At 57.3% G+C, this 19,348-nt stretch carries 14 protein-coding genes, 1 tRNA gene and 1 pseudogene; 13 read left to right on the top strand and 3 right to left on the bottom strand.

Features of this window, described 5'->3' with window-relative positions; all coding sequences use genetic code 11:
• Positions 1-194 precede the first annotated feature (194 nt).
• The 3 genes from BHAP_RS00470 to BHAP_RS00480 all read left to right on the top strand — a co-directional run bounded on the left by BHAP_RS00470 (position 195) and on the right by BHAP_RS00480 (position 4,195).
• Positions 195-1,508, top strand: coding sequence for a homoserine dehydrogenase (locus BHAP_RS00470; protein ID WP_094728580.1), 1,314 nt, complete (start codon positions 195-197; stop codon positions 1,506-1,508).
• A 147-nt stretch (positions 1,509-1,655) separates the two neighbouring features.
• Positions 1,656-2,654, top strand: coding sequence for a homoserine kinase (gene thrB / locus BHAP_RS00475; protein WP_094728581.1), 999 nt, complete (start codon positions 1,656-1,658; stop codon positions 2,652-2,654).
• Between the two features lie 68 nt (positions 2,655-2,722).
• Positions 2,723-4,195 (top strand): Maf family protein, encoded by a 1,473-nt coding sequence (locus BHAP_RS00480; protein ID WP_094728583.1) that lies wholly within the window; start codon positions 2,723-2,725, stop codon positions 4,193-4,195.
• A gap of 144 nt (positions 4,196-4,339) precedes the next feature.
• Here the strand turns inward: BHAP_RS00480 and BHAP_RS00485 are convergent, their stop codons facing one another.
• Positions 4,340-5,281, bottom strand: a complete 942-nt coding sequence (locus tag BHAP_RS00485) for an AEC family transporter (RefSeq protein ID WP_094728585.1) — start codon at positions 5,279-5,281, stop codon at positions 4,340-4,342.
• Positions 5,282-5,483: 202 nt separating this feature from the next.
• Between BHAP_RS00485 and dapE the strand changes: the two genes are divergently transcribed.
• The 6 genes from dapE (at position 5,484) to proB (ending at position 14,077) form a co-directional block, all read left to right on the top strand.
• On the top strand, positions 5,484-6,719 hold the full coding sequence (dapE, locus tag BHAP_RS00490) for a succinyl-diaminopimelate desuccinylase (RefSeq protein ID WP_094728587.1): 1,236 nt from the start codon (positions 5,484-5,486) through the stop codon (positions 6,717-6,719).
• A 411-nt stretch (positions 6,720-7,130) separates the two neighbouring features.
• Positions 7,131-10,157, top strand: a complete 3,027-nt coding sequence (locus BHAP_RS00495) for an Rne/Rng family ribonuclease (protein ID WP_420807697.1) — start codon at positions 7,131-7,133, stop codon at positions 10,155-10,157.
• Positions 10,158-10,308: 151 nt separating this feature from the next.
• Positions 10,309-10,617, top strand: coding sequence for a 50S ribosomal protein L21 (gene rplU, locus BHAP_RS00500; protein WP_094728591.1), 309 nt, complete (start codon positions 10,309-10,311; stop codon positions 10,615-10,617).
• Positions 10,618-10,658: 41 nt separating this feature from the next.
• A complete protein-coding gene (gene rpmA, locus BHAP_RS00505; RefSeq protein WP_094728593.1) occupies positions 10,659-10,910 on the top strand; it encodes a 50S ribosomal protein L27 in 252 nt (83 codons plus the stop codon).
• A 274-nt stretch (positions 10,911-11,184) separates the two neighbouring features.
• Positions 11,185-12,861: a GTPase ObgE gene (obgE, locus tag BHAP_RS00510; RefSeq protein ID WP_094728595.1), complete on the top strand. Its 1,677-nt coding sequence runs from the start codon at positions 11,185-11,187 to the stop codon at positions 12,859-12,861.
• Positions 12,862-12,949: 88 nt separating this feature from the next.
• Positions 12,950-14,077, top strand: coding sequence for a glutamate 5-kinase (gene proB, locus BHAP_RS00515; RefSeq protein ID WP_094728597.1), 1,128 nt, complete (start codon positions 12,950-12,952; stop codon positions 14,075-14,077).
• A gap of 571 nt (positions 14,078-14,648) precedes the next feature.
• Here proB and BHAP_RS00520 read toward each other — a convergent pair.
• Entirely contained in the window at positions 14,649-15,830 is a 1,182-nt protein-coding gene (locus BHAP_RS00520) for an immunoglobulin-like domain-containing protein (RefSeq protein ID WP_094728599.1), read from the bottom strand.
• A 158-nt stretch (positions 15,831-15,988) separates the two neighbouring features.
• On the opposite strand from BHAP_RS00520, the gene BHAP_RS00525 reads away from it, so the two are divergent.
• The 4 genes from BHAP_RS00525 to nusG all read left to right on the top strand — a co-directional run bounded on the left by BHAP_RS00525 (position 15,989) and on the right by nusG (position 18,800).
• Complete coding sequence (locus BHAP_RS00525; protein WP_094728607.1) at positions 15,989-17,197, top strand: pyridoxal phosphate-dependent aminotransferase; 1,209 nt, start codon at positions 15,989-15,991, stop codon at positions 17,195-17,197.
• A 351-nt stretch (positions 17,198-17,548) separates the two neighbouring features.
• Positions 17,549-17,624 (top strand) — tRNA-Trp (locus BHAP_RS00530).
• Positions 17,625-17,659: 35 nt separating this feature from the next.
• Entirely contained in the window at positions 17,660-17,887 is a 228-nt protein-coding gene (secE, locus tag BHAP_RS00535; RefSeq protein ID WP_094728601.1) for a preprotein translocase subunit SecE, read from the top strand.
• A gap of 31 nt (positions 17,888-17,918) precedes the next feature.
• On the top strand, positions 17,919-18,800 hold the full coding sequence (gene nusG / locus BHAP_RS00540) for a transcription termination/antitermination protein NusG (RefSeq protein WP_094728603.1): 882 nt from the start codon (positions 17,919-17,921) through the stop codon (positions 18,798-18,800).
• A gap of 68 nt (positions 18,801-18,868) precedes the next feature.
• Here the strand turns inward: nusG and BHAP_RS00545 are convergent.
• A pseudogene (locus BHAP_RS00545) lies at positions 18,869-19,348 on the bottom strand (IS256 family transposase); the annotation flags it as partial.

The raw sequence follows: 19,348 nt of genomic DNA on the forward strand, positions 1-19,348 counted from the left end.
TGCAGTGTTGCGGAACGCTACTGCCTGCTGGAAGTGGTAGTTGACGATGTGTCACCCAAGAGTTTGTTAAGGCTCTTGTCTGTCGGCGTGTCGGATTCGGACCGTAGGATGAGAAAGGAGTATTGCGATCGTCGCTATGACGATAACAGTTGACCTTGTTGACGTTCAGGGAATTTCTAAGGAAAGGATGCCTGGTGGCACAGCAGAACGAAACCCCGATCCGCGTAGGACTTCTGGGCGCGGGAACCGTAGGATCGCAGACCGCGCGTCTGCTCGTTGAGCAGAAGGATGAACTGGCTGCGCGCATTGGCCGGCCGATCGAGTTAGTCGGCGTCGCCTGCTTGAACCCGGACGAGGTGAATTATCCGTGGATCGATCGATCGCTGCTGACGACTGATACGATGAAGGTTGCGACGAACGCGGACATCGTAATCGAGTTGATCGGTGGTACCGGTGTGGCCCGCACGTTCGTGATGGCGGCGATTGAGTCGGGTGCCTCTGTAGTGACTGCCAACAAGGCGCTGCTCGCCAAGTACGGTCCTGAGATTTACAACGCTGCCGCGGCTAAGGGTGTCGACATTTACTTTGAGGCGGCTGTCGGCGGTGCGATTCCGTTCCTGCTGCCGCTGCGCGAGTCGCTGGCCGGCGACAAAGTGACGAGCATGCTCGGTATCGTCAACGGCACGACGAACTATATTCTCGACGAAATGACCACCAAGGGTCTGCAGTTCGACGACGTACTGCGCGACGCGCAAGCCAAGGGCTACGCGGAAGCTGATCCGACCGGCGACATCGAAGGCTACGATGCGGCCAACAAGGCTGCGATTATGGCTACGCTCGGTTTCCATACCAACGTGACGATTGACGATGTGTCAGTCGAAGGTATTACGCGTATTACCGCTGACGATATTGCCGCTGCGACTGCTGAAGGCAAAGTTATCAAGCTGCTCGCCGTGGTTGAGAACAGCGAGGCTGGCGTGTCTGCACGCGTGTACCCCGCACTGATTCCGAACACGCATCCTCTTGCATCCGTGCACGGCTCGTTCAACGCGATTTTCGTCAAGGCTGAAGCTGCTGACGATCTCATGTTCTACGGTCGCGGCGCTGGCGGGGCTCCTACCGCTTCCGCAGTTGTCGGTGATGTGGTTACCGAGGCTCGCCACATCGCGCAAGGCTGCACTGGTCCGACCATCCCGATGTACAACAACCTGCCCAAGGCTCCGATCGAAGCAAGCCGCGCTGCGTTCGCCGTACGCTTCCTCATCCACGACAAGCCGGGCGTGCTCGCTGCAATCGCTAAGGAATTCGCCGATAACGGTGTGTCCATTAATGGCGTGAACCAAGATTTGAAGCCCACGATGAAGGAGCCAGGCTACGACGGTGAACTGCAGCAGCTGCGCCTCGTAACCCACCTGACTGACGAAGTGACACTGCGTCGCACAGTTGACGCCGTGTGCAAGCTCGACTGTGTGGCTGGTGAGCCGTCGATTCTGCGCGTCCTAGACTAAGTTAAGAGCTACAGGTTTCGGCTCTATCAAACCATTGACGTTGGCTTGGCTCCCCTTGTCAGGGGAGCTGGCCGCGAATATCGTCAACGAACTTCTGACGCAGGAGAAAAACAGGTTTACGTCGGATGATCCAAGGAGGACAAACGTATGGAACCGATCTGCAAGCAGGTCAAAGTCAGCGTGCCTGCCACCAGTGCAAATTTGGGCTCTGGATTCGACACCGTAGGTCTTGCACTGGAATATCACGACGAACTCACGTTCACACTGTGCTCTGACCCGTCGAATCGTGCGGCCCAAGTACTCATCTACGGTGAGGGTGAAGACACGCTGCCACGTGACGAAACGCATTTAGTCGTCTCCACATTCCGCCGTGCCTGTCAAACGTTCGGTTTAGGTCGTATCGGATTCATCCTCGAAGCGCATAATAATATTCCGCAAGCGCGAGGTATGGGCTCATCTGCAGAAGCAATCGTCGCCGGTATCGCAGCAGCCGCCGCATTCGCGCACGACGACGAGCTCAACCGTGACTCTGTGTTCGAGCTCGCTGCTGCAATCGAAGGTCATCCAGATAACGTTGCGCCAGCCGTTTATGGTGGTATGACCGCGTCATGGAACTTCGACACAGCTGAAGGCGTTGGCTCCGTACCAATCCCAGGCGGCGAACCGTTGCACGGCGGTTTCCACACGATCAAATACAAGGTTGATCCGAATATCAAAACATCAGTATTCGTGCCCGACTACGAATTATCCACCGAACGCGCGCGACAAGCGCTGCCTGACCAGATCGCCCGACGTGACGGCGTGTTCAACGTCTCGCGCGTCGCATTAATGGCTGCCGCGATGAATCCAGCTGCACTCGCCAAGTCGTCCGATCCGAACGCGCTGCTCTTCGCCGCCACGCAGGATCGACTGCATCAGCCGTATCGCAAAGATCTCATGGCTCCTTCATGGCAGTTAATTCAGGATCTGCGAGCGCGCGGTTACGCGGCTATGGTGTCTGGTGCTGGCCCGTGCGTGCTCGTTTTGCATTACGGTGACGCAGCTGACGCGATTGACGAAGTGGCTGGCGATCGGCTTGCTGACGGTCACTGGCGTGTGCTGCATCCGGCTGTCAACACGAAGGGTGTTGAAATTATTCGCAAGTAGTCTAGTAGTCTGGACCTTGGTTCCTTGACTTTCTTGGGTTAAGGGAGCTGACAGCTGAAGGAGGAGTTATGTCCATTCCGCTGATTCTCGCGTCAAAGTCAAAGCCGCGTCGCAACGTGCTGTACTCGGCCGGCATTTGCCCGACGATTCGCGTCTCTCATGTCGACGAGCCGGGAGCTCTCGCCCGTGCGGCTGCAGAGGCTGGCTGCGAGGTTGACGATCTGACTGTCGACAAGCGCGTCGCTATTCTCGCCCAAGCCAAGGCGCAGGCTGTTCATCAGGCGTATCGTAACGTTGCGGATACCGCTGCCGCTGCGACCGGTGAACGAGTGATTGCGTATCCGCTACAAGCAGGTCATAATGCTGATGCTGAGTCCAGCGGTGGTGAATCAGAACGTGACATGGTAATGGCCAAACTGGTTAACGACCAGCCGAATGCGCACGACGCCGATATCAACGCGACAACACGCGATTTTTCCGGTGTGGACGTGCCGACAGTGCGAGAGCCAATTTCTAACGTTGTCGCCATGCAACCGGGCTTGACGCGTGCTGAAGTTGGTCCGCTGATTGTTGGCTGCGATTCGATGTTCCTCTTTGATGGCGAATGTTACGGCAAGCCACACAGCGTCGAGGTTGCGCGAGAGCGACTGCGCGCGATGCGCGGGAATACTGGCGAACTGTGGACCGGCCACTGCCTGATCGATTTTGCAACCGGTCGTGCGGTGCAAGGCGTGAGCTATGCGAAAATTCATTTCTGCAATTACTCCGACCATGATCTCGAACGGTATTTAGCTACGGGTGAGCCGCTTGAGGTGGCCGGTTCGTTTACGCTGGAAGGATTCGGCGGTGCGTTCATCGACAGTATCGAAGGCGACCCGCACGGCGTGATCGGTATCAGCTTGCCGTTGCTGCGTGATTTGACTTCGCAGTTGGGCGTGGAATGGACTGACCTGTGGAATGTTGAGCGCGGCGAATTATTCCCGTCCGCTAAGTCTGACCCGACGAGCCTTGTGCCGCCGGCGGAAAACGTGCACCAGCCGGGCGATGGCTGGGTGGACTGCATGTGTGGGCGTCGGCACTGGGGGCTGAATGGGGCTTCGGGTGTGCTGTTGGCACGGCGAGATGCTGTGAGCGGCGCGGTGACGCATGTAGTAATGCAGCATCGCGCGGCGTGGAGCGCGGAAGGCGGTACGTGGGGTATTCCGGGCGGCGCGACAGCCGACGGTGAGTCGCCGATTGAAGGCGCGTTGCGTGAATCCTATGAGGAAGCGAATATTACGCCTGAAGATATTGATGTGGTCGGTTCGTGGCGTGAGGACCACGGCAATTGGGCGTACACCACGGTGTTTGCCTTTGAGAAGCCTGGTCATGTGGTCTGCCCGCGCGCTAATGACGATGAGAGTATGGAAATAAAATGGGTGCCGGTTGACCAAGTGCCTGAGTTGAGGTTGCTGACCGCGATGAAAACCGACTGGCCGCGGTTTAGAGCGCAACTCGACGCGATTGCGGCCGAGCATTGCGCAGCGAATCGTTCTCATTAAGAAAAGTGTGAGCCAACCGCACAATATCGCACAATCGCACATATAAAAAATGGCTAAATAACGCCATTCTCTAGTGTGTGATGTGCGATTGACAAAGTGTTAGGTTCACACTTTTCTTAATGAGAACGATTCGCTGCACAGAACTTAGCTCAGCAACGCGGCGATAATGGCAATAAAAATCGGGCTCGTCAGCGTCGAAATTAAAATGCCATCGCGAGCAAACGTCAGACCGACGTTATATCGCGCCGCGTAATTATAGACATTCTGCCCAGTCGGTAGTGCGGCGAGCACCACGCACGCATAGAGTACATTGCCACGGAATCCCATCACAAAATATGCCAAGATAAACGCGATAATTGGCATAACAATATTTTTCAAAATCGCCACGGTGAAAATTGCCGGGCGATCACCCTTTTCTTGCAACGGCTTCGTCCCGTGCAAAGACATGCCAAACGCCATAAGAATCATCGGAACCGCGGACTCGCCGATCATGTTAATCGGGTCGTATAAATAGTTGGGAATAAACCATCCAGTCTTGGCATAAATAGCCGACAACACAATGCCCAACAGTGAGCCAATCAACAGCGGCTGATGCAGCGGCTGTTTTAACACCTCTTTGACCGACACCTTGCCTTTAGTGGTCACGTCAAGCGCGGTCAGACCAATAGGCGTAAACAATGCCTGCTGCATCACAAGAATAGGCGCCACCAACGCGCCATTACCAAGAATATAAGTTGCAATCGGCAGACCAATATTATTCGAGTTGAGGTAGAGCGAGTTAAGCGAACCAATGATCGCATCCGGCGCGCTCATATGGAAAAACAGGCGGTTCAACGCCAAAAACACCACGCCCACCAACATGGCCGAGAAGAACGCAACAACAATCGATGAATGAAAAATATCAAAAATTGGTTCTTTTGACAGAATCGCGAACATGAGACATGGGCTTGATACAAAGAAACTAAACCGATTGAGCACCATTTGTGCAGTTGAACCGCCGATTTGTAGTCGCGCGGCAATATAACCGGCTAAAATCACAATGCCGATCACGCAGAACCCTTGCATGGCGCTCAACAATCCCGGCATGATTCCTCTTTTCCCTGATTTCCGTCGAGCCGCAGCAGCCCGGTCGTTCCCATACTGCCACATTCCGTGACATCCGGTAGTTTCGTCCCACATCGTAGGCTGGCTTCATACCTTTCTTTCAACTGAGAGGCAGATGTAAGAAAGCAGACATACCGTGGACCGAAACGACGTGTCAAGAACCTGATTCGCTACGATAAAGCGCATGACGGATGAATTGGCAATACAGACAGCGACCGAACTTGGCTTTGACGCAAGCGCGACGCGCGAACAAGCGCTCGCGGACTTACTAGCGCAGATTATGGGCGCATATTCAGTAAGCGATAACGAAGGCCCATTAGCCGATGCGATCGAGCAGTTCCTGCACAAGCAATCGCACCTCACCGTGCATCGTCACGGTGACACTGTCGTGGCGAGCACGTCGTTTGGGCTGCCTCAGCGCGTGATTTTGGCAGGGCATATTGACACGGTTCCGGTGATCGACAATTTCCCGCCACGCTGGCTTAACCCCGGTGATCCGCTCATTCGCGAAGATGTGGCAGCTGCGCATCCCGGCGAACGCGTGCTGTGGGGGCGCGGCGCGACCGATATGAAATCGTCGGATGCAGTCATGCTGTATCTGGCGGCTGCGCTCGACGGCGAACATGTAGCGCCAGCATATGACCTGACGTACGTGTTCTACGATCACGAAGAGGTGGCGGCCGAAAAGAACGGTTTACGCAAAGTTGTTGAAACACATCCTGATTGGATTACCGGCAATTTTGCAATCATTGGAGAGCCAACCGATTGCGGTATTGAAGGTGGCTGCAATGGCACGATTCGTTTCGACGTGATCACGCACGGCGTAGCTGCGCATTCAGCACGCGCATGGATGGGCGTCAACGCGATTCACAAAGCTGCTGATATACTCAACCGTCTCGCCGCGTACCAGCCCGCCGATGTGCTGGTAGATGGGCTCGTTTACCGAGAAGGTGTGAACGCAACACTGATTTCTGGCGGTAAAGGCACGAACGTGATTCCTGACGAATGCCGCGTGCATGTCAACTATCGCTTTGCTCCCGACAAGACGATCGCTGACGCGAAAGCTCTTATGATGGGCGCCGATTGCGGTGCGGAGCTTGGTAATGGCGAGCATGAGGCGACCGGCGGCATGTTTGCTGGATTTGGTATTGAAATGGCTGATGAGTCCCCGAGCGCTCGCCCAGGCATGGACTCGCCGCTGGCTGTATCACTGGCCAAGCTCGTCAAGGAACGTACGGGCCGCGATCCGCTCGCTAAACTCGGATGGACTGATGTGGCGAGGTTCGCGATTCTTGGTATTCCCGCGGTCAATCTTGGTGCCGGAAGCCCGCTGCTCGCGCACAAACACGATGAGCAGCTTCCCGAATCCGAGCTCGCGCTTCTCGCTGACATCCTCACCCAGTGGCTTGTTGCGCGGTAGGGAGCGTTCTGAGGGTGTGACTACCCCTCAGTCGACTTCGTCGACAGCTCCCCTAGCAAGGGGAGCTGCGATAAAAAATGAAGCGGTCCTGTTGTTCGTAGGCAACGTTCCGACAAGGGGAGCTGCGACCGCGCGACGCGCGTAGTTGCGCGTGATTCCGCCGTTGTTCACGAGCTGTCAATTTTTGTGTCATACTTAAAGGCGGCGGTTCTGCAAGCCGTCGAGCATCCGATGGCGTCGATCCCCTCGCGTGGCATTCCGCGAGGCCGGTGTCCGCTATCGCAGCATTGACTTTTTGACCGGTGCCTCGTATGGGCGCAATTGATGCGCGGCCGCGGTGAGAGTGCGGTGTGACGACCGTATGAGGCTTGACATAGGCGTTGCGATTGCAGCGCAACGCTGAGGAGCATCGTGCCCAGTGTGAATCATGAGGGCTTTGGCGAAGCCGAAGCCACAGACCAGTATGCGTTGACGCCGCAAGTGTCATCCCAATCCGCTGACATTCCAGCGAACCCAGCAAACGCACCCAGCGTATCCGCAACATCCAATCCGACCCCGCGTCGCCGTCGTGGCGGTCGTCGCGTGGTGCGTGGTGCGGGAGCGGCCGGCGCCGCGCTCGAATTAACCGTGCAGGAACATGCTGCACCGTTGTTTGAAGAGCCGCGTGTCGCCGATATCGTGGCTGCTGAAGCCGCGTCGAAATCCGCACATACAACGCGTGAAAACGCAAACGCTGACGTAGATGACGACGAGCCGATCTCACGTCGCTCATCTCGTCGTCGCCCGATCGCTGACCGTCACGATGCGAGTAGCGCCAGCGAAACTGCCGATCGTGACGACGAAGAGCGCACGTCGCGTCGTGTTCGTTCGCGTCGTCGCTCGTCGTTTGATGATGAGTATGACAATGAGCCAACCGGCCGACGCCGCGCGTCAATCTCAGATTATGAGCCGTTTGCTACGCATGATGATCGTGATGACGATGATCGTCTGTCGCGTCGCCGCCGTACGCGCAGTGTAAACGAAGTCGACAGCAATCGTGCGCGCAACGTAATTGATTCGCTGCCGATCGAACCGTCGTCGCGTAGCAGTCGTCCGATGACGTCGCTGCTGTTTCAGGAGCCGGTATTGCCGACGTCCGACAGTCGAACCAATCGTCGCAATGATGATCGTTTGGAAGATACCGATACCGATGATGAGATGCGCGATATTGAGCCGACTCGTTCGTCGCGTCGTTCGCGTCGCCGTCGCTCCACGAGCACTGATCTGGTAGTGGTCAGCCCGGACGAGCAGGATGAGCAGCAGGATGAGCAGGCCGAACCGTCCAAACGATCTAAGTCCAAGGCTTTCGCGTCTGACCGCAGTGCTGTTGAGCCTGATGACGCACAGTCTGATGACACGCAGCCCGACGACACGTCCACGTCCACCCGTTCACGGCGTTCTCGTCGCCTCAATGCGCAGGAGCGTCGTGCGGCTGCCGAAGTTGAGCAGATTGAAGAAGACCTTGAATTTGACGACATCACGTATGCGCCGATTACTGAAGAAGATTTGAGCGAAGGACCGACGCGTTCGCGCCGTCGTCGTCGCCGTGGCAGCCGTGACAATGCGGCGGATGCGCAGTCGCGTGAGGATCGCGCGCAGTCGTCGATGCAGTCGGTACAGCCGATGCAAGATATTCAGCCCGATGACGAAGCCGCTGCGGTTGTCGACGAACTCGATGCAGACGCTGCTGACGACTCGCTGCGCCGCCACCGCATGGACGAGGACGGTGATGAGTCGACGGTCACCCGTCGCCGTCGTCGCCGTCGCGCCAAGTCGGCTGATGAGGCGATGGAAGACCTGTCGCCGCGTCGCTCGCGCAAGCAGCAGTACATTGACGAAATCACGGATATTGAGGGTTCCACGCGTCTCGAGGCGAAGAAACAGCGCCGCCGTGACAATCGCCGTGAACGCTCACGTCAGTCCACGATTCTCGAACAGGATTTCCTCGCGCGTCGCGAGAACGTCGAGCGTCTCATGGTTGTGCGCGAACGCGGCCGTCACACGCAGATTTCTGTGATTGAAGACAATGTGCTTGTCGAACATTACGTGTCTGATATTCAGGAAGTTGCGACGGTCGGCAACGTGTATCTCGGTCGTGTTCAGAACGTGCTTCCGAGCATGGAAGCTGCGTTTGTGGACATCGGTCAGGCGCGTAACGGCGTGCTGTACGCAGGCGAAGTCAACTGGGATGCGGCTCAGCTCGACGGGCAACCGCGGCGTATTGAGCTCGCGTTTAAGTCGGGTGATCCGGTGCTCGTGCAGGTGACGAAGGACCCGATCGGTCACAAGGGCGCACGCTTGACGAGTCAGGTTACGCTGGCTGGTCGTTTCCTTGTCCTCGTGCCGTCCGGCGGTATGACTGGCGTGAGCCGCAAGCTGAGCGATCGTGAGCGTTCACGGCTCAAGACTATCGTCTCGAAGATCGCACCGAAAGATATGGGCGTGATTATTCGCACGGCTGCCGAGGGTGCGTCTGAAGAGGCGATTGTCAAGGATTTGGAGAGTTTGGTACGTCAGTGGGAGCGCATTACTGCCAAGCGTGACGAGTTCCTGCATGGTCGCCGCCCCAAGCTCTTGCAAGGCGAGCCGGATGTGGCAATTCGCGTTGTGCGTGACATTTTCAACGATGATTTCCAGCAGATGATCGTTGAAGGCGACAAAGTCTACGAACGTATCGAAGAGTACCTTGAGTCGATGGCCCCCGATCTGCGTAGCAAGCTCGTCAAGTGGGACCCGGCCGAGCATGAAGGCAAGGACGTGTTCGATCGTTGGCAGATTGACTCGCAACTGCGCAAGGGCATGGAACGGCAAGTGTACTTGCCGTCCGGCGGTTCGATTGTGATCGATCGCACCGAAGCTATGACGACGATCGACGTGAACACGGGTCGTTTTATCGGTCGCGGCAAGTCGCTCGAAGAGACGGTAACTCGTTGCAATCTCGAAGCGGCTGAAGAGATCGCGCGCCAGCTGCGGCTGCGCGATATCGGCGGCATGGTGATGATCGACTTCGTGGACATGGTGATGCCCGCGAACCGTGATCTCGTGTTGCGTCGACTGATCGAATGCTTGGCTCGCGACCGCACGAAGCATCAGATTGCGGAAGTCACGTCGCTCGGCCTCGTGCAGATGACACGCAAGCGCATCGGCCAAGGTCTGGTGGAAGCGTTCTCTGAGGAATGCCCGACCTGCAAGGGCCGTGGCTTCATCTTGCATGATGAGCCGACCGTGAACGCTGACTACGACGACCCGTACGCGTTGAAGGGTGGTGACCCGTTCATCAAGACCAACAAGCACGGTCGTGGCACCGACGTGCAGGTTCCGCAAGGTTCCTCGCCGGACGTCAAGGCCAAACTCGCGGCGATCGCCGCCGCAGCAGTCGCCGCGAACAGCGCAGACTGAGTCGCAGACTGACGGTGTGTCGAACTTGACACGCCAAGAATTCAACTTGCGTTAGTACACGGGTCGGTGTAAGTTAGACAGTCGGTGTCTGACCAGCGGCTTGCGTGCGTCAGGCAAGTAGCTTTATAACACCATAGCAAGGAAACAGAGCATGTACGCGATTGTGAAGGCCGGTGGCCATCAGGAAAAGGTCGAGGTCGGTGACGTGATCCTCGTGAACCGTCTCGACGCCAAGAAGGGCGATACCGTGGAGTTCCCGGTTGCCCTCGTTGTCGACGGTGCCAAGGTCACCCTGGCTGCCGCTGATCTGGCAAAGATGTCCGTCAAGGCTGAGGTCGTTGACGATGAGGCCAAGGGCCCCAAGATCAACATCATGAAGTACAAGAACAAGACCGGCGTTACCCGTCGTAAGGGTCACCGCCAGAAGCTGACCATCGTCAAGATCACGGCGATTGCCTGACATCAGGCTTGGGCTTAGCTTAGGACCGAAAGGAACAGATCATGGCACACAAGAAGGGCGCTTCCAGCTCGCGCAACGGTCGCGATTCTAACGCGCAATACCTCGGCGTGAAGAAGTTCGGCGGCGAAGCTGTCGTGGCTGGCAACATCATTATTCGTCAGCGCGGCACCAAGTTCCACGCAGGTGAGAATGTTGGTATGGGCAAGGACCACACCCTGTTCTCTCTGACTGCTGGCACCGTGAAGTTCGGCGTGCGCCGCGACCGCAAGGTCGTCGACGTGATCTCCGCCTGAGACACGCGTATCGAGTAGTAAGCGATAAGCCGCGCCCCACATAGGACGCGGCTTTTCTGTATTTTCCCTAAACTCACACGATTTACCAGACATTCTCGTTACACGCAGCTGCGATCTTCCAATATTGCAGATATATGTGCAGCTGTGTTGTGGGGTATACATTGCTCGACCGTATGACTTGGCCGAGCGGCCCGGAGTGTGTCGAGCAATGCATACCCACAACACAGCGTCAAAGGGTATGCGACAAAGCAATACCAGACGAAAAGGGTCAACCATGAGTGATTTTGTCGATCGCGTCACTGTCCATGTCAAGGGTGGCGACGGCGGTAACGGTTCCGCCGGTATTCGACGCGAGAAATATAAGCCACTTGCCGGCCCGAATGGCGGCAATGGTGGCGACGGCGGGTCGGTTATTTTTGAAGCGTCGCGCAACGCAAACAGTCTGCTCGACTACCGGTTCGTGCCGCATCGCGCGGCCGGCAACGGCACGATGGGTCTTGGCGACACGAAAGACGGTTCCAAAGGTGCCGATCTTATTCTGCCTGTTCCCGTTGGCACGGTGATTTTCGAGGCAAAGGGCGCGCAGGGACAGTCGAAGCGATCCGGTAAGCAGCTCGCCGATCTGCGTCACGAAGGCGACCGTTTCGTCGCCGCATACGGTGGTGCGGGCGGTCTTGGCAACGCGGCACTGGCGAATCGTACGCGTCGCGCGCCAGGTTTTGCACTGCTCGGCGAGTTAGGTGAGGAACGTGACGTGATCCTCGAATTGAAGTCGATCGCCGACGTTGCGTTGGTTGGTTTCCCGTCTGCCGGCAAGTCGAGTCTGATCGCTGCGATGAGCTCAGCTAAGCCGAAAATCGCAGATTATCCGTTCACTACGCTCGTACCGAATCTCGGTGTCGTGATGGCTGGTGACGCGCGTTACACGATCGCCGACGTGCCAGGACTGATTCCGGGCGCATCCCAAGGCAAGGGCCTCGGACTTGAGTTCTTGCGTCATATTGAGCGCACCGAAATCATCGCGCACGTCATCGATTGCGCAACGCTCGAACCAGATCGCGATCCGATGGGCGACTATCGTGCGCTCGAACATGAGCTGGCCGAGTATGCGGAAAAGCTCGACCTGCCGCTCGGTGCGATTCCGATTCCAGATCGTCCGCGCATCATCATTCTCAACAAAATCGACGTGCCAGAAGCCAAGGAACTCGCTGATTTCGTGCGTCCAGATTTCGAAAAGCTCGGTCTGAAAGTCTTCGAAATTTCCACCGCGTCGCACGCTGGACTCAAAGAACTCAACTTCGCACTGGCCGCAATGGTCGCCGACATGCGCGCCGAAGTTGCCAAGCGTGAGGAAGCCGAAGAGCAGGCGCGCGTGGTCATCAAGCCGCTTGAGCAGAATGCTCGTCGCCGTCGTCGCGCGGATGAAGGCGGCAGTGCGCTCGACTTTAGTGTGGAGCGTCGCGAAAATGCGGATGGCAGCGAATTCTGGTTTGAAGTGCGCGGTACTAAGCCGGAGCGTTGGGTGATGCAGACCAACTTCGACAACGATGAAGCCGTGGGCTATCTCGCTGATCGTCTCGCTAAGCTGGGCGTGGAAGATGAGCTGCGTCGGCTGGGTGCGCGTCCGGGTGACGAAGTGCGCATCGGACGCGGTGCTGCGGCCGTTGAGTTCGATTGGGATCCGACGATTTCGGCCGGTGCGGAAATGCTCGACGGTACTCAGTTGGGTGCGCGCGGCAAAGATTTGCGACTCGAACCGGAACAGCCAGGAGGTCGCCGCCGTACGAATACGGAACGTCGTCGTCAATATCACGAGATGATGGACGCGCGCGCCGCCGTACGTGAAGCGATGGCTGCAGAACGCGAGGCTGGTCACTGGGCTGACCCGTCTGTCAACGATGATCGTCACGATGAGACGAGCCTGTTCGGTCGCGGCGAGGACGAACAGTAATCGACGTGGGCTATGTCTCAGCAGGTGCGCTGGCGTAAAGTTATACGTGCATCCAGAAGGGATTGCAAGAAACTCAAAGGGGTTGCGCATGCTCACGGAAGCTCAAGTGCGGCAAGCGGTTGCCGGCGCGCGGACTGTCGTCGTCAAAGTTGGCTCGAGCTCGCTTACTAAGCCGTCCGGTCACTTAGATGCGGACCGGCTGAGTGCGCTCGTCGCCGCGCTATCGGCTGCCGTTGAGCAAGGTGCGCGCGTCGTGCTCGTCTCGTCGGGCGCAATCGCAGCCGGATTCGGTCCTCTCGGTTTCGTGTCGCGACCAACGGATGTGGCTACCCAGCAGGCGACCGCAGCAGTCGGTCAAGGACTGCTGATGGCACAGTATGAGGCCGCGTTCGGCCGGTTCGGCGTGCGCGTCGGTCAGATTCTGATCACAGCGGAAGATACGATTCGTGCCGCGCAGTATCGCAACGTGCAACGCACGCTCGGCAGACTGCTCGACCTCGGTGTCGTGCCGATTGTCAACGAAAACGATTCGCTGGCCAGTAACGAAATTCGATTTGGTGACAATGATCGACTTTCCGCGTTGGTGGCAAATCTTGTGCGTGCGGATGCGCTCGTGTTATTGACAGACGTAGACGCGCTGTATACAGCGCCGCCGTCCGAACCCGGTGCGCGGCGTATTTCGTTTGTGCCCGACGTGGTGGAAGCGCTCGGCGATGTGACCGTGACAGGGCCGACATCCGGCGTGGGCACGGGTGGTATGGTGACCAAGCTTGAGGCGGCGCGCGTGGCTGCGGTTTCAGGGATTGCGGCCGTGCTTACCTGTGCGTCGAACGCTGGGCCTGCGCTGATGGGCGACCCGGTGGGGACGGCGTTCGCGCCGGTCAAGCAACGCGGTTCGTCGCGCCGACTCTGGATTGGATTCGCGGCAAATCCGCGTGGCACGCTTGTGGCTGACGCGGGTGCGGCGACTGCTGTGCGCGGCGGACGGGCGAGTCTGCTGTCGGCGGGCGTGCTTGAGGTACGCGGTGAGTTTTCGGCCGGTGACCCGGTATGGATCGATGACGAGTCCGGCACACATGTGGCGCGCGGCTTGGCTGGGTTTGATTCTGAAGAAATTCCGCAAATGCTCGGTCGCACCACCACGCAGCTCAAACGATTCCTTGGCGAAGAATACGCACACCCCCTAGTCCACCGTGACAACCTAGTCCTCGTCTAATACATTCAGCGTCAAGGGAGCCAAGAACCTAGCGGTCTGTCTCGCTAATAATTGAGGGCTTTATCTTCTGTCTCTCCCCCAGTCAGCTTCGTTGCCAGCCTCCTCGTCAGGGGGCCAATACCCCTCAGACAATTACGAGACAGACCACTAGCGCTCTTATTGCGTGTTTGGCTGTCCTCATCAGGGAGAACCGTGGCTGCAAGGCAGTCTGCTACCGTGATAAGTCCGTTACTGTGACATTCCGGCGGATACCCTGACATCTTCCGCCGGAATGTCACAGAAATCGACCGGAAAGTGTGACATTGCGGCGGAAGATTCCACTTTGTCCGCCGAAATATCACATAATTACACCTAATTCTGTGATATTCCGGCGGAGATTAACCTGACATCCGCCGGAATATCACGTTTTCAGGGCGTTTTTTGTGATATTTCGGCGGAACTCAGACAATCCTCCGCCGGAATATCACACTGGAAGGCTCATACGCGTGACCTTCCGGCGGAGATCCCTAGGCTGACCGCCGGAATATCACGCGGAGGTTTATCAGCGGTCAGTCCCAGCATTACAACCGCGCTACTGAATCGCGGCGACGAACGCGTCGAGCGACTCGTCACCTTGAATACGCACGCGCGACAATAGCGTCGGATCATCACCGATCTTTGCCCAGCCGTACGCCGTCGTAAACGCAAGCGGTACGCCAGCTTCACGCACCGCAGTCTGCGCATCCGGCGTCGTATCACCAAACGGATACGCAAACGCTTGCAGTGAGCCAGTTACGAGCGCTGACTGTTTGAGATCAGCGACGATCTCATCCTTCGTCATCGCACTAATCCGCCCGCCGTGACCAACTGTACCGCCCGCGCGATGCATGTCATACGAATGAGACTCATATGCAAGATACGGTGACGCATACTGCTTCATCTTATTGAGCGCTTCGCTGTCTGCGCCGATAATAAACGACGTAACCGGCACACGATACTTGTTAATCAGCGGCTGACCGTACTGGAAAAATCGCGGCTCACCATCGTCGAAACTCAGCACAATACTGCGCGCAGGCAGACTGTGCGTACCGTCAATAAACGAGCGCACTTCAGCCCACGACGGGAAGTAAAAATTGTGCTCAGTAAGATACTGAAACTGCTGCTCAAGTGACGTGGTGGCGATGAAATTCGCGTTGAGATCGGCCGGTGGATTCGCAGGATCGTACACGTAGTGGTACATGAGTACGGGGATGCCGTCGATTTGCTTGTCCATTGACTCAACGACCTTGACCGTGCGTGTGGCGAAGGCGACGTGACCTTGCGAATCGCGCGCGGCGTAGCGAATCTCATAGTCGCCGGGCGTGGATGTGTCTACGGTGCCGCTGGTCGTAATATGCGGCGTGAGAACGCCGTCGGTAGATTCGATCGCGTGTGCGCCGCCTTCAACGTACTGCTCGCCTTTGAGCACGATCGTGGTCGGACTGCCGTTGACACCGATTGTGATGTCGCCGGGGTCGAGCGCGGGAACGGTGTCGCGGTTGAGTGCAGCGTGCGTAGGGGTCGGCTGACTGTTCGCGTTGCTGCTCTGTCTCGTCGGGCGGACGATCATGAGCGTTGCGATCACGAGCGAGAACGCAATGATAGCTGTGGCGACGAGCGACGCAACGTGGATTGTGCGACGTGCGGCAGGATTGTGGAATCTGCGGTATCGCTTGCGAGCATGCTGACCAGCTCTGGTATCGTGCCGATTTGGCTGATATTCAGGGGATTCCATTGTCCGACTGCCTTCCTTCTTCCTACTTCGGTATCCATTGCATCACATCGCGTGTCCAATCGTTCATATGGCAGCGCATATGGCAGCGCATATGGCAGTGCCTCGGCACGACACTCTTTCGAACATCGTGTTCTGGGGTTATCGTAGAAGCCATGACTATGGCTGAATGGCAGACTCTTTCCGACCGCATCAACAACGTGGCTCCGAGCGCGACATTGGCTGTCGACGCGAAGGCAAAAGCGATGAAAGCCGCTGGACTCGACGTGATCGGTTTCGGCGCGGGTGAACCGAATTTCCCGACACCGGATTATGTTGTCGACGCGGCCGCCGCTGCATGCCGCGACCCCAAAAACTACAAGTACACGCCAACGCCCGGCTTGCCTGAGCTGCGTGAGGCGATCGCCGCTAAAACACTGCGCGACTCCGGTTATGAGGTGACGCCCGAGCAGGTTGTGGTCACCAACGGCGGCAAGCAGGCCGTGTACTCGACGTTCCAAGTACTGCTCAACGACGGCGATGAAGTCATTATTCCGACCCCGTATTGGACGAGCTATCCTGAAGCGGTTAAGCTCGCTGGCGGCAAGCCGGTCCTTGTATTCGCGGGTGGTGAGCGTGGTTTTGAGCCGGATTTGGCTGCGCTTGAAGCGGCACGTACGCCACACACTAAAGCGATTATCGTCAATTCACCGAATAATCCGACTGGTGCAGTTTGGTCGCCGGACACGATTCGTGCGATCGCTCAGTGGGCGATTGACCATCATATTTGGATTATTTCTGACGAAATTTACGAGCATCTCAACTATGACGATGCGAAAACCACGTACATCGGTGCGGCTGTGCCGGAATGCCGCGATCAGCTTATTGTGCTTAACGGCGTGGCTAAAACGTACGCGATGCCCGGTTGGCGTGTCGGCTGGCTGATTGCGCCGTTGCCGGTTGCTAAAGCTGCGGCCAAGTTGCAGGGGCATATGACGTCGAACGTGGCGAACGTGTCGCAGCGTGCTGCGATTGCGGCCGTGTCCGGTTCGCTTGAGGTGGTGCATGCGATGCGTGAGGCGTTCGATGTGCGTCGTCGTGCGATCGTTGCCGCGTTGAACGATATTGACGGTGTGACCTGTCCGACGCCGACTGGCGCGTTCTACGCGTTCGCTGATGTGACTGGTCTGCTCAATCGTCCGCTGGGCGAGAATGGAACTGTGTCTTCTAGTTCGAGCGAGCTGTCTGCTGCGCTGCTCGACGAGGCGCATGTGGCTGCCGTGCCGGGTGAAGCATTCGGTGCTCCCGGATATCTGCGCTTCTCATACGCGCTAGCCGACGACCAACTAGCCGAAGGCATGCGTCGGTTTAAGCAATGGGCGAGCCGTTAAGTGCGAAGCCCTGTGGGCTTCGCATAGGCGAGCCCTGAGTGAGGCGGTAGCCGAACGAGGGCAAACATTGAGTCTCGCCGTAGGCGAGTCAGTAATCGCGGGGCCGAGCCGTTAAGTGCGAAGCCCTGTGGGCTTCGCGTAGGTGAGCCCCGAGCGAGGCGGTAGCTGAGTGAGGGCAGTTTGGGTCTCGCTGAGACATGCCGTAGAAACGTTGAAATCCCGTGGTTTTTCCACGGGATTGTCGTATGGGACTGGACGAAATCGAAACTATCCGCTAATATATCGCCTTGGCGGTTTTGCCGGGCGCGAGCGTCCTGTCTCACAGGTTCGTTAGCATGGCAGAGTTCACCTAGGGAAGTGGCGCAATTGGTAGCGCAACGGTCTCCAAAACCGTAGGTTGTGGGTTCGAGTCCCGCCTTCCCTGCCAAGTCTCTTGATGAATATGTGATCGTAAGGATGGTTATGGCGAAGGCAAGCAAGGCCGTCTCGGCAAAGAAACCAAATATCTTTATGCGTATCGGCTTGTTCATCAAGCAGATCATTGATGAACTACGCAAGGTCGTAACTCCTACCGCCAAGGAACTGTTCTTCTGGTCGCTGGCCGTTTTCATTTTCGTGCTGTTCCTCATGGCGCTCGTCACGGGCATGGACTTCGGTCTGAGCAAGCTCGTGCTGTGGATTTTCGGCTGATTCTCGGACCAACCTGAAGGTGAATTGACGCATGACTGATGAAGTGAATCTCGACAATCTCGACGCCCTGCCGGATCTGCCGCAGGAGGAAGACGCGCAGCCTGAGGTCAATCTCGACGCACTGCCTGTCGATGAGGATACCGAGACTGCATCCGATGACGTCGTTCTGCCGGATCTCGATACTACCGCAGCTCAGTCTTCTGACGACGATAATGATGATACGGGTGCTGCCGATCAGTCTGATACTGATGGTGCTACGGAGTCCGCTGAATCTCCTGTGAACGCTGAAGCAGAAGATGCTGGCGCGAAAGCTGTTGAAGAATTTTCCAAGTCTCTGCGCACGCTCGAAGGCAAGTGGTACGTGCTGCACACGTATTCCGGTTACGAAAAGCGCGTGAAGACCAACGTCGAATCTCGTATCGTCAGCTTCGGTCTTGAAGATAAGATTTTCCAAGTCGAAGTGCCGATGGAAGAAGTCGAAAAGCACACCGATAAGGGTAAGAAAGTTATCACCCGCGTGCGCGTTCCCGGCTACGTACTCATCCGCATGTGGCCTGATGAGGATGCTCGCCGTATCGTGCGTGAAACTGAGGGCGTTACTGGTTTCGTTGGCCCGACCAAGGACCCAGCGCCGCTGACTCGTAAAGAAGTCGTCGCTATGATGGCTCCGATGATCGCTTCCGAAGCGTTGCGTAAGGCTGGCGATAAACCTGCTGCCGCTAAGAAACGTACCGTTGAAGTTTCCTACGCGGTTGGCGATCAGGTCACTGTCACCGATGGTCCGTTCACCACGATGGCTGCTGTTGTCTCCGACGTCGAGCCCACCACGCAAAAGCTCACCGTGCTCGTGTCCATTTTCGGTCGCGATACGCCAGTGGAGTTGGGCTTCAACCAAGTCGAAAAGCTCCAGTAAATCTCGCTGTGGAGCGCATACCGCTGTCTTTGTCCTCGGGTTATAGGCCAAAATGTGTGTCTGGTGGTCTAGTCGTTGGATGGCCATTCGACCCGGGTGTGGAAGTCGTTCCAGTCGATGCCGGTGCCGTGGTGCATGGGGATGCCGAACGTCTCGTATCGGCCCTGCGGGCTGTTCTCCCATGCCTTCTGGTAGAGGCTCTCCAGCCGTTCGTCCGTGATCGCGTTCGTCGCCAGCCATGCGTCCGTCTCGGGGTGTTCGGCGTGCTGGTGGCACCACCAGCAGATCGCCTTCAGTTGCCGGATCAGGCGCAGTCCGCGGTGATGGCGCAGCATGTCCCGGATTCGTCCGTTCCATGATTCGATGAGGTTGTTCGTGGATGGTATCGTTCCGTTCTCCGTCAGGTCCTCGTCGAGGAACGTGAACAGGTGCCCCTCGCGGATGCGTCCGCGGATCATGCGCTTGGCCTTGACGAGTCTTTGGTGCATGTCGTTCACGCTGCCGTCGGCGTATTCGCTTTTCTCGTCGAGGAAACCCGCGAAGTCCTG

The sequence above is a fragment of the Bifidobacterium hapali genome (assembly GCF_002259755.1).
Taxonomy (GTDB): domain Bacteria; phylum Actinomycetota; class Actinomycetes; order Actinomycetales; family Bifidobacteriaceae; genus Bifidobacterium; species Bifidobacterium hapali.